This window comes from Azoarcus sp. Soil_N_20, from assembly GCF_057656155.1.
The window spans coordinates 1-13,969 of the sequence record NZ_JBDGKX010000032.1 but is presented as its reverse complement, the minus strand read 5'-3'; the positions used below and the strand labels follow the sequence as shown (position 1 = coordinate 13,969).

Below are 13,969 nucleotides of genomic sequence, written 5' to 3'. Positions count from 1 at the left end.
CGGTCCGGTCACCCACGTGCGGTTCAACATCTTCCCCGACGGCGGCGTCTCACGCCTGCGCCTGTGGGGCCGGGTCGACAAGCGCTAAGCGACAAGGAGCACTCATGGACATGATCACCCGCGCAGAGCGCCTGCTCGCCGTCGAACCCCTGACCCGCGAGGCCTTCGCCCCCTTCGGCGAGCTCATCGAGGCCAGCGACGCGGCCAAGCACTTCACCATCAACGCCGGCAACACCGAGCGCTACCACGATCTGGCCCGGATCGAGCCCGGGCCCGACGGCCGGGTGATCGTGTCGATCTTCCGCGGCCAGCCGCGGGCGCTGCCGTTCCGGGTCGAGATGATGGAGCGTCATCCGCTCGCCTCCCAGGCCTTCATCCCGCTGTCGGGCCGCCCCTACCTGGTGGTGGTCGCCCCGGCAGGGGCGCCGCCCGCAGTAGAGGATCTGCGCGTCTTCCTCGCCGGCGCCGACCAGGGGGTGAACTACGCCACCGGCGTCTGGCACCACCCGCTGCTAGCGCTCGATGCCGTATGCGATTTTCTCGTCGTCGATCGCGCCGGCCCCGGGCACAACTGCGACGAGGTCGGGCTGGACACCGCGGGGATCATCCCGTGCCTCGAACAAACTTGATCCTTCCCCCCGCTCCCGGTCGACCGCTCAGGACTTGAGCCGATAGCCGGTCCTGAACATCCACGCCACGATGACGAGAAAAAGCGCGAGAAACATCAGTGTCATCGCCAGGCTGACGCCGATGGCGACGTCGGCACTGCCGTAGAAGCTCCAGCGAAAGCCGCTCACCAGGTAGACCACCGGGTTGAACAGGGTCACCGTCCTCCAGAACGGCGGCAGCATGTTGATCGAATAGAAGCTGCCGCCGAGGAAGGTCAGCGGGGTGATGATCAGCAGCGGCACCAGCTGCAGCTTCTCGAAGTTGTCGGCCCAGATGCCGATGATGAAGCCGAACAGGCTGAAGGTGAACGCGGTCAGCAGCAGGAAGGTCAGCATCCACAGCGGATGGTCGATCCGCAACGGCACGAACAGGCCCGCGGTGGCAAGGATGATGAGACTGAGCAGGATGGATTTGGTCGCCGCCGCACCGACATAGCTCAGCACGATCTCGAAGTGCGACACCGGCGCCGACAGCAGCTCGTAGATCGTGCGCGAGAACTTGGGGAAGAAGATCGCGAACGAAGCGTTCGACACGCTCTGCGTCAGCAGCGTCAGCATGATCAGCCCCGGCACGATGAAGGCCCCGTAACTGACACCCTCGATCTCCGGGATGCGCGACCCGATCGCCGAACCGAACACGACGAAATACAGCGAGGTCGAGATCACCGGCGCAAGAATGCTCTGCAGCAGCGTGCGTCGGGTGCGCGCCATCTCGAACAGGTAAATGGCACGCACGGCGTACAGGTTCATCCGGGATCTCCTCAGCGGTGGTCGGCGACGAGGCCGACGAAGATGTCTTCCAGCGAGCGCTGCGTGGTATGCAGATCGGCGAAGGCGATGCCGGCATCGGCGAGGTCCTGCAGCAGGCCGACGATCGCGCTCTCGTCGCCGTCAGCGTCGTACACATAGGTCAGCGCGCTGCCGTCTCCGGACAGCGCCAGCGGGTAGCCGGTGAGCGCGGGTGGAATCGCCGCCAGCGGCGCCTGCAGTTGCAGGGTCAGCTGCTTGCCACCGAGCTTGCGCATCAGCTCCGCCTTGTCCTCGACCAGGATGAGCTCGCCCTTGCGGATCACGCCGATGCGGTCGGCCATCTCCTCGGCTTCCTCGATGTAGTGCGTGGTCAGGATCACGGTCACGCCGGTGTCGCGCAGCGCCCGCACCAGCTGCCACATGTCGCGCCGCAACTCGACGTCGACGCCGGCGGTCGGTTCGTCCAGGAACAGGATCTGCGGCTCGTGCGACAGCGCCTTGGCGATCAGCACCCGGCGCTTCATGCCGCCCGACAGGGTCAGCAGCTTGTTGTCCTTCTTGTCCCACAGCGACAGATCCTTCAGCAGCTTCTCGATGTAAGCCGGGTTGGCCGGCTTGCCGAACAGGCCGCGGCTGAAGGACACCGTGCCCCACACGGTTTCGAAGGCATCGGTGGTGAGTTCCTGCGGCACCAGTCCGATCATTGCCCGCGCCGCGCGGTAGTCGGCGACGATGTCGTGCCCGCCCACCCGCACCTGCCCGTCGCCTGGATTGACGATGCCGCATATGATGCTGATCAGCGTGGTCTTGCCGGCGCCATTGGGCCCGAGCAGGGCGAAGATCTCGCCACGGCGGATGTCGAGGTCGATCCGCTTGAGCGCTTCGAAGCCGGATGCGTAGGTCTTGCTGAGTCTGGAAACGGAGATGATCGCTTGCATGGACGGCACGATAGCAGATCCGCGCGGCCGCCCGATGCTTCGGTAGCGCCCCCGCCGGTCCCGGGCCCATCGGCGCCGAACCCGCCACCGACCCGCCTCGCCGCCGTCTGCACACGGCCCGGTACGAAAAGGGGCCCGCCCAGCGGGCCCCTTCCCGTTCCCCCGGTCGGTGAGCGATTACACCGCGTGCTGCGGGGCCGGCGCGACCCGGCTATGCATCACGGCGTAGTGCAACACACCACCCAGCATCGCACCGATCAACCAGCCATAGCCCGACAGGTTCGCCAGCGCCGGCACCCACACGGTCGATACCGAGAACACTGCCGACACGACGAAGGCAATCATCGCCCGCCGGTTCCAGCCATTGTCGTAGTAATAGGTCGAGCCCGGTTCGGCCGAGAACAGATCCTGCAGTACCAGACGCTGCCGGCGCACCAGGTAGTAGTCGGCGACCATGATGCCGTACAGTGGTGCGAGCAAGGCGCCCAGCGTATCGACGAAGGCGGCGATGCCGATATTGCTGATGACCGACACCCACAGCGCGCCGATGAAGAACGCGATGCCCGCGGTGATCATGCCGCCGGTGCGGGCGCTGATCTTTGCCGGTGCGAGGTTGGCCAGATCGAACGCCGGCGGGATGAAGTTCGCCACCAGGTTGATGCCCACTGTCGCCGCAAAGAAGGTCAGCGCCGCGATCACCGTCAGGCCCAGATTGTCCACCTTGGCGATCATGTCCGCCGGGTTGGTCAGCACTTCGCCGAACAGCACCGCGGAGCCGGCGGTGATGAACAGCGCCAGGAAGGAGAACAGCGCCAGACTGACCGGCAGACCGAGAAAATTGCCGAGCATCATCTGCTTTTCGCTGCGGACGAAACGCGAGAAGTCGCCGTAGTTGATCACGACCGCAGCGAAGTAGGCCACCATGGTACCGACCACCGCGACAAAGCCGCCGATGGCACCACCCGGATGCTCGCCGCGGCCGGCGAAGATACTGCCGAGTTCATTCACCAATCCGCCACCCGCCTTGTACCAGATCACTCCGAGCAGGCCGATCATCACCACATAGACCAGCGGCCCGGCCCAGTTGAGAAACTTGGTGATCCAGTCGATGCCGCGCAGGAACAGCGCCACCTGGAACACGCAGACCAGCACATAGGAGAGCCAGCCCACCATGTCCATGCCGAGAAACTTCTCGCCGCCGGGTGACCCGAGCAATGCATTGAGCAGCAAGGCCACCGCGGTGGATGCGAAGTAGGTCTGCACCCCGTACCAGAAGATGGCGACGATACCGCGGACCATCGCCGGGAAGTTGGCCCCGCGCACCCCCATGCTGGCGCGCGCCATCACCGGATAGGGCACGCCGTACTTGACGCTGGGCTTTCCGGTGAGATTCACCAGGAACATGATGATGAAGCCGGCGAGAATGATGCCGGCGAACACCGCCCAGCCACTCAGCCCGTAGGAGATGAACAGCGTGGCCGCGAGGGTGTAGCCGAACAGGCTCTGGATGTCGTTGGACCACACGTTGAAGATCTCGAACCAGCCCCAGGTCCGCTTCTCGTGCGCCAGTGGAGCGAGGTCGTGATTGTAGAGCGTGGGGTCGATGTTCTTGATGCTGAGGTCGATCTTTTCCATCGTTGTCTCCCGGGCCGGTAGGCCATTGGGGTTGCGGAAGGGTGCGCCCGGCGGTAAGTCCGGCGCTGTTGTCGTTATAGGCAAGTTGTTGCTGCGATGCAGCACAAAATGCAATCTACCTACTTGATCGCTGCCGCCATTCCTGTGCAATGCGGGGATTGGCAGCGTGCGGGCGAGCGCCACCGGAACCGCCTCGTGGGCAGCCCGGTGACCCGCAACCGCGGTTCAGCCCTTGTAGGGATGGTGTTCGATCCAGTGACGGGCCACATCGACCCGGCGGCACACCCACACCCGGTCGTGCTTCTCGATGTGATCGAGGAAGCGCTGCAGCGCCTTGAAGCGCCCCGGACGGCCGAGGAGCCGGCAGTGCATGCCGATCGACATCATCGCCGGACGCTCCTCGCCCTCGGCGTACATCACGTCGAAGGCGTCCTTCAGATACTCGAAGAACTCGTCGCCGTGCGAGAAGCCCTGCGGCAGCGCGAAGCGCATGTCGTTGGTATCGAGGGTATAGGGCACGATCAGGTGGGGCACGGTCTCGCCATCGGTCTTTTTCACCGTGGTCCACAACGGCAGGTCGTCACCGTAGTAGTCCGAGTCGTACAGGAAGCCGCCGTAGTCCGCGACCAGGCGCCGGGTGTTGGGCGAATCGCGCCCCGTGTACCAGCCCAGCGCGCGCTCGCCGGTCAGGCGCTCGATGATCTCCATGCCGATCTTCATGTGCTCGCGCTCGATCTCCTCGGCCGTGTGCTGGTAGTGGATCCAGCGCCAGCCGTGGCAGGCGATCTCGTGGCCGAGTTCGCGGAACGCGGCGGTGAGCTCGGGGTGGCGTTCGAGCGCCATCGACACGCCGAAGACGGTCAGCGGCAGGCCGCGGCGCTCGAACTCGCGCAGGAAGCGCCATACGCCGACCCTTGAGCCGTATTCGTAGATGCCTTCCATCGACAGATGGCGCTCGGGGTAGCTCGCGGCGTTGAAAAGTTCGGACAGGAACTGCTCGCTGCCGGGGTCGCCGTGCAGCACGCAGTTCTCGCCGCCTTCCTCGTAGTTGAGCACGAACTGCACCGCGACGCGGGCGCGGCCCGGCCAGTTGGCGTGCGGCGGGTTGCGGCCGTAGCCCACCAGGTCACGGGGGTAAGCGGGATCGGGTTTCATGTCGGGTTCTCCTCGGATACCGGTTGCCTCGGCAACCGGCGCCGGTTCAACGGATCAGTTGTCGCGGAAGCGCTTGCACACGCCCCAGTGATTCATCAGCAGCCAGTAGCTCAGGCCCGCCGGCAGCAAGCTGGCGTACCACGACACCGACGCGAAACTGAGTGCCACCCCGGCGCCGATCAGCGAGGCGACGATGCCGGCATAGTTCACCCCGCGGTAGGGGCCGTTCTCGTCGTAGAGCTTGTCCAGGTTCAGCGTCCGGCGGCGGATGAGGTAGTAATCCACCACCAGCACCGCAAAGATCGGGCCGAGGAAGGCCGAGTAGGTCTGCACGAACACCTGCAGGCCGGCGGCCGATTCGTCCTTGACCAGTTCCCACGGGAAGGTGCCGAAGGCGAGCAGGCCGACGATGATCGCAGAGGTGCGGAACGACAGCTTGAACACATCCATCAGCACATAGGTCGGCGGCACCACGTTGTTCAGCACATTGGTGGTGACCTGGGCGAAGGTGATGAACAACAGGGTGGCGATCAGCAGCGGCTTGTTGTCCACCGCGCTCGAGAACACCTGGATCGGATCGGCCACGCCGGTCGCACCCGACACCATCAGGCCGATCAGGCCCATGAACAAGGTGCACGGCAGGATGGACATCGCATAGATCGTGGTCAGCGGCGCGCGCCGCACCCCCTTCTCCAGCTCGCGTGCATAGTCGCTGACGTTGAGCATCATCGTGCTGTAGATGCCGAGGAAGAGCATGGTCGCGCCCCAGAACGGCAGGCCCCAGGTGCCTTCGATGTTCACCAGGCGTTCGGTGATGACGTCGCCGTACTTGTCGATCACGCTGAAGAACATGTAGGTCAGCGACACCAGGATGAAGCCGCTGCCGATGTTCTCCAGCCACTTGATGCCCTGGAAGCCGAGCACCGACAGGCCGATCTGCAGGAACTGGAACACGATGAACCAGAACACCAGGTTGTCGAAGCCGAACAGCGAGGCCGACACCGCATTGAGCGCCCCTGCCCCCACCCAGCTCTGAAAGCCGTACCACACGATCGCCGGCACGGCCCGCACCAGGCCGGGGAATTTGGTCCCGGCAAAGCCGAAGGCCGAACGCGCCTGGACCACGAACGGAATCCCGTACTTGTAGCCCGCGGCGCCGTTGAGCGCGAGCGCGATGCCGATCACGAAGCAGCCGACCGCGATCGCCACCGTCGCCTGCAGCAGGTTCAGCGTGCCGACGATGCTCGACCCCATGGCGAAGGTGCCGATCGACACGCAGCCGCCGAACCACGCCAGCAGGTAGGACCATTTGCCCATGATCCGCGTCTGCTGCGGCGCCAATGACTCCTCGCCGATGCCCTTGCCATGGGGCGCGACCTCCGTGTGGTCCGCGCCGGCCGCGAGGCCGGGGATGCGGACCGTTTCCGTATTGCTTGTCATGCTGTGTCTCCTTCTTTGTCGGGGTATGCGGTCCGTGGGCCGCACAGGGTCATGCCAAGGCCGCCCCTCTTTTGCGGGGGCTGATTTATCGAGTCATGCGCTCAGATACTCGTAGTGCCCGCGGAAACGCTTCGGGCGCGGGAAGGCCAGATCGCCATGCTTGCTCGTCCCCAGCCCCAGGCCGACCAGCGATTCGGCGAGCTTCACCGCTGCCGTCACGCCCTCGACGATCGGCAGCCCGACCGCATCGCGGATCCGGTCGGTAAGGTCGGCCATGCCGCCGCAGCCGAGCACGATCGCGCCGATGCCGTCCTCGTCGCGCGCGCGGCGGCACTCGTCGACGATGCGATCGAGTGCACGGGCGCCGTCGTCCTCGAGGTCGAGCACCGGGATCTCGGCCGCCCGCACGCGGCGGCAGTGGTGGGCAAAGCCGTAGCTCTGCAGCAGGTGCTCGGCGATGATGCAGGTCCGCCCCAGCGTGGTGACGACCGAGAAGCGGGTGCTGATCAGGGTGGCGAGGTGAAACGCGGCCTCGGCAATGCCGATCACCGGGGCTCGGGTGATCTCGCGCGCGGCGAGCAGCCCCGGATCGCCGAAGCAGGCAATGATGTAGGCGTCAGCATCGTCCGACTCGCCACGGCGAATTTCGTCGAGCACGCCGACGGCGCTGATCGCCTCGTCGAAATGGCTCTCGATCGAGACCGGCCCCGCCGCCGGATTGGTGGCCGAGATCCGGGTACCGGGCGCGGCAACGCGCACTGCCGCCTCGCCGATCGTGGCGGTCATGCCGGCCGTGGTGTTGGGGTTGATGAGTCTGATGTGCATGTCTCTCTCCTTGCTGCCACGTATCGGGTTCGCGGTCGTGGCCTGGTTGCTCAATGCGGGTGACGATGACGCTGGGCCACTTCGTCGAGAATCCGGCGCAGATCGGGGGCCGACGGCGATTCCTCGACCAGCACCACGCTGCGCTCGACGTCGCGCAGATGGCGCTCCATCCACGCCTTTGCCGCCTCCACGTCGCCCGCCGCGATCAGCTCGAGCACGTCGTCGTGTTCCGAATGGCGGCAGCTTCCGGCCAGCGGCGAGCCATAGGTGGCGATCACCAGCGAGGACCGCGACACTAGTCCGGCCAGGATGTCGCTGATCGCCTCGTTTTCGGACAGCCGGCTGAGGGCGACGTGGAACTCGCCCGACAGATAGATCGCCTCGCGCCGGTCGCCCCGTGCCTCGGCCTCGTGTTCGCGGCGCACAATGGCGCGCAGCTCGTCGAGCCTGGCCGGTGTCGCCTTGGCCACCACCTGCGCGATCACCCCGCATTCGACGATGCGACGGGCGGCAAAGACGTCGCGCGCCTCCTTCACCGTGGGCTGCGCCACGGTCGCGCCACGGTTCAGCCGGATGTCGACCAGGCGCTCGTAGGCCAGGCGCTGCAGCACCTTGCGGATGCTGGTCCGGCTGACGGCGAAGGCCTCGGCCAGCGTGTCCTCCGGCAACTTGGTACCGGGCTCGAGGTGGTTCTCGACGATCGCCGCATAGAGATTGCGATAGATTGCCTCGTCACGACCGTTGCCCGACATTGCCTCGTCGCCCTGGAGCGCACCGAGATCGATGGATGATCGTTTCTTCGCCACTTTCCCTCTCCGTCATGAACAGCCGTTCACACTGGAATCACAATGTTGAGGAAAGTCTAGAAGCTGTTTGTACACAAAACAATATGTTTTTGTACCCATAAAAACAATCAATCAAACCTGGCATTGCCAACAATGCACTCGTAGCATCGCGCCCCATCCAGGCTCTTCGATGCCGGAAGCGGACACACGGACTCGCACGCATTCTCGGAGGGCCGCCATCAGCCCACGATCATGGACGCGATCTGCGCACCGCCAAACCACGAGACAAGGCAGGCATGAGCGACTTTTGTATTCGATTATCTGTATTTTTTGAATACAAACTAGACTGACAACTGCCGACGCGTCTGCCACAAGGACCACAGACTGGTCAGAGTCAGCGCCGCGCCGATCAGCAACATGCCGACGATCTCCATTCCACCCGGTCGCTCACCGAGCTCGATCCACCCGGCAAGCACGCCGATCATCGGAATGCCGAGCGCAGACAGGCCGGCGGTACCGGCAGGCAGATGCTGCAGGACGTAGAGCCAGAGCAGCCAGGCAATGGCGGTGGCGAACACGGCATTGAAGGCCAGGGCGCCGAAGAAGTAGGTGGTGGGCTCGATCGGCCGCGACGGCAGGGCCAGCGCCAACACGCACAGCGCAATTGCGCCGAACAGCATTTGCCAGGCGGTCAGCACCAGCAGGTCGAAGTCATGGTCACGCCGCATGCGTTTCGCGACCACCGTAGACAGGGCCCAGGTGAGCCCGCCTCCGAGCGCGAGCAGATTGCTCTGAACGCTGCCGCCCATCGACCAGGGTTCGAGAATCAGGATCAACCCGCAAGCGGCCACCGCTGCGGCCACCCATTGCAGACCGCGGATGCGCTCACCCAGCCACCACCACGCCATCGGCATCACCCAGAACGGCATTGTGTACACCAGCACCGCGGTCTTGCCGGCACCGCCCGCCACCAGCGCCCACTGGATCAGCGCGGTGAACGCTCCGGTTTGCAGCACGCCGAGCAGGACGACCTGGCGGGTGGCGGCGAGCCGAAGTGGTCGTCGCAGGGCAATCACGACCACAAACAAGGATGCGGCGCCCAGCACGGCCCGGATCGCCGAAAAATCGAACGGGTCGACAAAACGGATGACCTGCTTCATGACCACCCAGTTGTAGCCCCAGATCAGGGACATCAGCGCCAGGGCCAGCAGGGGTCGACGGGAGGAAGATTGCGAATTCATTCGAATACTCTGGTGCGGGCGAAGGCGCCGGACAAATGCGACGGACTCCGCAAAAGAAAAACCGGCGTTGGAGCCGGCATGCAGATCAGCAAAAGCACCATCAGGCGGCGGGACCACCGCGACGGACTGCCCGAGTGCGCACCCCCGGTAGCGCGCGCCAACACGGCACCCAAGCACCCGGCGGGACATCGGACGGATAAGGTTATCGACAATGCTGCGTCACAACAATACGGGCCGGCTTATGTCAGTTATCAGTGAAAGCGGGTTTCCGCCGCCGCTGCACTGCCTAGACTTCGATCCATATCCTGACCCGAAGCGGCGGCCATGAGCCAACCGACGGCGTGGCCGAAATCCCGCTGGCGATGCAGCGAAGCTGCGCTCAGGCAACAGAACAACGAACGATCGCCCCCGCAGGCGAAGGATCTGCGGAACAGGCGAAGCGAACATAACCACAGAAAGGAGATCACGATGTCGGAGCATCCAGCGGAACGCAATACCCAGCAGCCCGACGCGGTCGACGAGCGCCTGCCCGCCGGCCGCCTGTTCACCCTGGGCCTGCAGCACGTGCTGGTGATGTATGCCGGCGCCGTCGCAGTCCCGCTGATCATCGGCCGCGCGCTCAACCTCAGTGCGGAGCAGGTGGCCCTGCTGATCTCGGCCGACCTGTTCTGCTGCGGTCTGGTCACCCTGATCCAGTCGTTCGGCTTCGGCCGCCACTTCGGCATCAAGCTGCCGGTGATGATGGGCGTGACCTTCGCTGCGGTCGGCCCGATGGTGGCGATGGCCAACGTCCAGGGCGGCCCCGAGGGTGCGCGCGCGATCTTCGGCGCGATCATCGGCGCCGGCCTGATCTCGATCGCGATCGCGCCGCTGATGAGCCGTCTGCTGCGCTTCTTTCCGCCGGTGGTCACCGGCACCATCATCGCCATCATCGGCATCAGCCTGATGCGGGTCGGCATCGGCTGGGCGATGGGCGGCCCGGCCTTTCTCGCGCAGCGTGTCGACGTGCCGCGCCTGGTCGAGATGGTCGACCAGGTCAAGGGCTCCGCCGCGGCAGCAGCCAGCGCGGCGCCGGGTGCCACCGCACCGGCGCTGACACTGCCGGGCCCGATTCCGATGGTCGACAACCCGAACTACGGTGCGCTCGACAACATGGCGGTGGCCGGGGTCGTGCTGCTGATGATCCTGCTGCTGGTGCGCTACGGCCGCGGCTTCATCGCCAACATCGCGGTCCTGCTGGGCATCGTGTTCGGCTGCTTCATCGCCGCCGGCATGGGCAAGATGCATTTCGACAAGGTCGCCAGCGCGCACTGGTTCGATGTCGTCACCCCGTTCGCCTTCGGCATGCCGACCTTCGACCTGGTGATGATCCTGACCATGACCCTGGTGATGATCGTGGTAATGATCGAGTCCACCGGCATGTTCCTCGCGCTGGCGGAAATCACCGGGCGCCGCATCGGGCAGAAGGACCTCGCCGCCGGCCTGCGCACCGACGGCCTCGGCACGGTGATCGGTGGCGTGTTCAACACCTTCCCCTACACCAGCTTCTCGCAGAACGTCGGCCTGGTCGGCGTCACCGGGGTCAAGAGCCGCTGGGTGTGCGTGGCCGCGGGCCTGATCATGATCGTGCTCGGCCTGCTGCCGAAGATGGCGGCACTGGTCGAATCGGTGCCGACCTTCGTGCTCGGCGGTGCCGGCCTGGTGATGTTCGGCATGGTCGCGGCCACCGGCATCCGCATCCTCGCCAACGTCGATTTCAAGAACAACCGCAACAACCTCTACATCGTCGCGATCTCGATCGGCGCCGGGATGATCCCGCTGGTCGCCCCGCGCTGGACCCAGCACATGGCCCACAGCCTGCACCCGCTGCTCGAGTCCGGAATCCTGCTTACCGCGATTTCCGCGGTCGTGCTCAACATCTATTTCAACGGCGGCAAGGAAGACCAGGCCGGCGCGATCGAAGCCGCCAAGGCCGCGGAAGCCCACTGAGTCCACAACACACGACAATGACACCCTCCGGAGACAACTGCATGCCCCAGCCTTGCGCCGCGCACAGCCGGACGTTCAGACGATGATTCCCCACCAGCGCAGGGTCTGGCGAAAATGATTGCGCACCTCGCCGGCCGCGCGCTGCTCATCACCGCTGGCGATCGCATCCAGGATCGCAAGATGCTCCTCCATCGCCGGAACGATCCGGTCTGGCAGCAGCGGGCGCGAGTGCTGCATGACTGCGATGCGATCGCGGTTCCGTGAATAGATTTCCCTCACGCTGTCGTTGCCGAGCGCGTCGGCCAGTGTCGTATGCATCATCCAGTCGACCGCCATCGCCTCGCGTTGCAATGACGGCGTGACGCCGGCACGCGCTTCGTCGAGTACCCGCTGGTGCCGTTCGCGAAGTTCGGCCAGGTGACCGTCGGCCCGGGTTCGTGCGAGCTCGCGCGCCCCCTCCTGATCCAGGATCGTGCGCAGGTGAAAACAATCCCGAACCAGATCGGGCGTCGCCTCCATGATCGCCACCCCGCGTTTGGGCAGGATTCGCACCAGCGCCGCCGACTCCGCGCGCTTGACCGCCTCCCGCACCGGCGCGATCGGCAAGCCGATGGTTTTCACAAGATCCGGCATCGACACGAACTGCCCTGCGCGCAATTCACCGCCGGTGAGCAGCTCCCGTAATGCCATGAAGGCCTTGTCCGCCAATAGCAGGCCTTCAGCTTCCGGCATGTTCATTTCGAGACCCCTGGTTAGTTGGCGCGATTGTCACATCGAGACCTCCAGGGAGCAAATGCCGGGAGCCATCCCGTAGCTCATGCCATAAAAACTTTCTATTAGAATATCAGTCGCGTTATAACTAACATTTCAGCAGACATATATCACTGCATCCCGGTTTGACGCATCATCCCGCGTTCGAACAAGGATGGCCGACGATGGACGGAAGTCACCGCTTCCCGTCATTGCCGAGGCAAAAGTCCGGTTGCATCCAGCAACCACCCCTCCATCCGGTTCGCGAGGTGAGCCATGCATAAGCGCTTCCACAAAACTCTGTTCGGGCAGGTCGTCATTGCCCTGATCCTCGGCGTCATCGTCGGTGTCGTCTGGCCCGAGTTCGCCACCCAGCTCAAACCCCTGGGCGACGGCTTCATCAAGCTGATCAAGATGATCATCGCCCCGCTGGTGTTCTGCGTCGTCGTCCACGGCATCTGCAGCACCGGCGACCTGAAGAAGGTCGGCCGGGTCGGGGTCAAGGCCCTGGTGTACTTCGAGATCGTCACCACCTTCGCGCTGGCGCTGGGCGTACTGCTCGCCTACGTATTGCAGCCGGGCGTGGGCATGAACGTCGACCCGAGTTCGCTCGACGCCTCGGCGATGGCCGGCTACACCGACCGCGTGGCGCAGGCGACGAGCACCGTCGACTTCATCATGAAGGTCATCCCGGCGACCTTCATCGATGCCTTCGCCAAGGGCGACATCCTGCAGGTGCTGCTGATCGCTATCCTGTTCGGCACCGCGGTTGCGGCGCTGGGCGAGCGCGGCCGCCCGGTTACCGCGGCAATCGACAGCCTGTCGCAGGTGTTCTTCAAGCTGATCGGCTTCATCGTCAAGCTCGCCCCGCTCGGCGTGCTCGGCGCGATCGCCTTCACCGTGGGCAAGTACGGGGTCGGCTCGCTCAAGCAGCTCGGCATGCTGGTGGCGCTGTTCTATATTACTTGCACGATCTTCGTGCTCGGCGTGCTCGGCTTCATCCTGCGCCTGGCCGGCTTCAACATCCTCAAGCTGCTGCGCTACCTGCGGGAGGAACTGCTCGTGGTCCTCGGCACTGCCTCGTCGGACTCCGTGCTGCCGCAGGTGATGCGCAAGCTCGAGCGGATGGGGATCAAGGATTCCACCGTCGGTCTCGTCATTCCCACCGGCTATTCGTTCAACCTCGACGGCTTCTCGATCTACCTGACGCTGGCCGCCGTCTTCATCGCCCAGGCCACCAACACCCCGCTGTCGATGGTCGATCTGCTGACCATCCTCGCCATTTCGCTGGTGACCTCCAAGGGTGCGCATGGCGTCCCCGGCTCGGCGATCGTGATCCTGGCCGCGACGCTGAGCGCGGTGCCGGCAATCCCGGCGATCGGCCTGGTGCTGGTGCTGTCGGTGGACTGGTTCATGGGCATGGCGCGCGCGCTGACCAACATGATCGGCAATTGCGTCGCCACCGTGGTGGTCGGGGTGTGGGAGAAGGACATCGACCGGGCGCTCGCGCACAAGGTGCTCAACGGCGAGGTCGTGATCGATCTCAACGCCCCGATCGAGCCCGAAGCCCTGCCCGAGTCGACCGATGATGTCCCCGCCCTGATTGCAACCCCGGCCCGCGCCTGACGCCTTCATCCGCTCTGCACCGGTGAGCAGGGCTTGCTCACCGGCCCAAGCCCCCCTTTTTCCGATACGACCAACCCAAAGGAGAATTCCACCATGGCCAGCCACACCCCCGGCGCCCCCGTCTTCGCCCCGCCCGCCGAACTGCCCGACTGGGCCCTGCGTTCGGT

General features: G+C 64.9%; 13 protein-coding genes. 4 read left to right on the top strand and 9 right to left on the bottom strand.

Features of this window, described 5'->3' with window-relative positions:
- Both AC3A35_RS27490 and AC3A35_RS27485 read left to right on the top strand, forming a co-directional pair.
- The coding region (locus AC3A35_RS27490) for a hypothetical protein (protein ID WP_487439740.1) at positions 1–88 on the top strand (88 nt) is incomplete at its 5' end.
- Between the two features lie 22 nt (positions 89–110).
- Positions 111–629: an ureidoglycolate lyase gene (locus tag AC3A35_RS27485; protein ID WP_487439739.1), complete on the top strand. Its 519-nt coding sequence runs from the start codon at positions 111–113 to the stop codon at positions 627–629.
- A 27-nt stretch (positions 630–656) separates the two neighbouring features.
- On the opposite strand, the gene AC3A35_RS27480 is transcribed toward AC3A35_RS27485, so the two are convergent.
- From AC3A35_RS27480 to AC3A35_RS27445, 8 genes are all read right to left on the bottom strand, one after another.
- Entirely contained in the window at positions 657–1,418 is a 762-nt protein-coding gene (locus tag AC3A35_RS27480; protein WP_487439738.1) for an ABC transporter permease, read from the bottom strand.
- Between the two features lie 11 nt (positions 1,419–1,429).
- Positions 1,430–2,356: an ABC transporter ATP-binding protein gene (locus tag AC3A35_RS27475; RefSeq protein WP_487439737.1), complete on the bottom strand. Its 927-nt coding sequence runs from the start codon at positions 2,354–2,356 to the stop codon at positions 1,430–1,432.
- A 177-nt stretch (positions 2,357–2,533) separates the two neighbouring features.
- The gene (locus tag AC3A35_RS27470; protein ID WP_487439736.1) at positions 2,534–3,991 is read right to left on the bottom strand and encodes an NCS1 family nucleobase:cation symporter-1; all 1,458 of its coding nucleotides are present in this window, start codon (positions 3,989–3,991) and stop codon (positions 2,534–2,536) included.
- Between the two features lie 225 nt (positions 3,992–4,216).
- The gene (puuE, locus tag AC3A35_RS27465; protein ID WP_487439735.1) at positions 4,217–5,146 is read right to left on the bottom strand and encodes an allantoinase PuuE; all 930 of its coding nucleotides are present in this window, start codon (positions 5,144–5,146) and stop codon (positions 4,217–4,219) included.
- 54 nt (positions 5,147–5,200) lie between these two features.
- Complete coding sequence (locus tag AC3A35_RS27460) at positions 5,201–6,586, bottom strand: NCS1 family transporter (RefSeq protein WP_487439734.1); 1,386 nt, start codon at positions 6,584–6,586, stop codon at positions 5,201–5,203.
- A gap of 93 nt (positions 6,587–6,679) precedes the next feature.
- Positions 6,680–7,411 carry an aspartate/glutamate racemase family protein gene (locus tag AC3A35_RS27455; protein WP_487439733.1) on the bottom strand — a complete coding sequence of 244 codons (732 nt, stop codon included), beginning with the start codon at positions 7,409–7,411 and terminating at the stop codon, positions 6,680–6,682.
- A gap of 50 nt (positions 7,412–7,461) precedes the next feature.
- A complete protein-coding gene (locus tag AC3A35_RS27450; RefSeq protein ID WP_487439732.1) occupies positions 7,462–8,217 on the bottom strand; it encodes a GntR family transcriptional regulator in 756 nt (251 codons plus the stop codon).
- A gap of 320 nt (positions 8,218–8,537) precedes the next feature.
- The gene (locus tag AC3A35_RS27445; protein WP_487439731.1) at positions 8,538–9,437 is read right to left on the bottom strand and encodes a DMT family transporter; all 900 of its coding nucleotides are present in this window, start codon (positions 9,435–9,437) and stop codon (positions 8,538–8,540) included.
- A gap of 468 nt (positions 9,438–9,905) precedes the next feature.
- Between AC3A35_RS27445 and AC3A35_RS27440 the strand changes: the two genes are divergently transcribed.
- A complete protein-coding gene (locus AC3A35_RS27440; RefSeq protein ID WP_487439730.1) occupies positions 9,906–11,426 on the top strand; it encodes a nucleobase:cation symporter-2 family protein in 1,521 nt (506 codons plus the stop codon).
- A gap of 75 nt (positions 11,427–11,501) precedes the next feature.
- Here AC3A35_RS27440 and AC3A35_RS27435 read toward each other — a convergent pair whose 3' ends face one another.
- Positions 11,502–12,164, bottom strand: coding sequence for a GntR family transcriptional regulator (locus AC3A35_RS27435; RefSeq protein ID WP_487439729.1), 663 nt, complete (start codon positions 12,162–12,164; stop codon positions 11,502–11,504).
- 288 nt (positions 12,165–12,452) lie between these two features.
- On the opposite strand from AC3A35_RS27435, the gene AC3A35_RS27430 reads away from it, so the two are divergent.
- On the top strand, positions 12,453–13,802 hold the full coding sequence (locus AC3A35_RS27430; RefSeq protein WP_487439728.1) for a C4-dicarboxylate transporter DctA: 1,350 nt from the start codon (positions 12,453–12,455) through the stop codon (positions 13,800–13,802).
- Positions 13,803–13,969: the final 167 nt, after the last annotated feature.

Bases quoted from the DNA above. Each gene is read 5' to 3' on its own strand.
- AC3A35_RS27485 (WP_487439739.1), top strand. From the start codon at position 111: ATGATCACCCGCGCAGAGCGCCTGCTCGCCGTCGAACCCCTGACCCGC.
- AC3A35_RS27480 (WP_487439738.1), bottom strand. From the start codon at position 1,418: ATGAACCTGTACGCCGTGCGTGCCATTTACCTGTTCGAGATGGCGCGC.
- AC3A35_RS27475 (WP_487439737.1), bottom strand. From the start codon at position 2,356: ATGCAAGCGATCATCTCCGTTTCCAGACTCAGCAAGACCTACGCATCC.
- AC3A35_RS27470 (WP_487439736.1), bottom strand. From the start codon at position 3,991: ATGGAAAAGATCGACCTCAGCATCAAGAACATCGACCCCACGCTCTAC.
- puuE (WP_487439735.1), bottom strand. From the start codon at position 5,146: ATGAAACCCGATCCCGCTTACCCCCGTGACCTGGTGGGCTACGGCCGC.
- AC3A35_RS27460 (WP_487439734.1), bottom strand. From the start codon at position 6,586: ATGACAAGCAATACGGAAACGGTCCGCATCCCCGGCCTCGCGGCCGGC.
- AC3A35_RS27455 (WP_487439733.1), bottom strand. From the start codon at position 7,411: ATGCACATCAGACTCATCAACCCCAACACCACGGCCGGCATGACCGCC.
- AC3A35_RS27445 (WP_487439731.1), bottom strand. From the start codon at position 9,437: ATGAATTCGCAATCTTCCTCCCGTCGACCCCTGCTGGCCCTGGCGCTG.
- AC3A35_RS27440 (WP_487439730.1), top strand. From the start codon at position 9,906: ATGTCGGAGCATCCAGCGGAACGCAATACCCAGCAGCCCGACGCGGTC.
- AC3A35_RS27435 (WP_487439729.1), bottom strand. From the start codon at position 12,164: ATGAACATGCCGGAAGCTGAAGGCCTGCTATTGGCGGACAAGGCCTTC.
- AC3A35_RS27430 (WP_487439728.1), top strand. From the start codon at position 12,453: ATGCATAAGCGCTTCCACAAAACTCTGTTCGGGCAGGTCGTCATTGCC.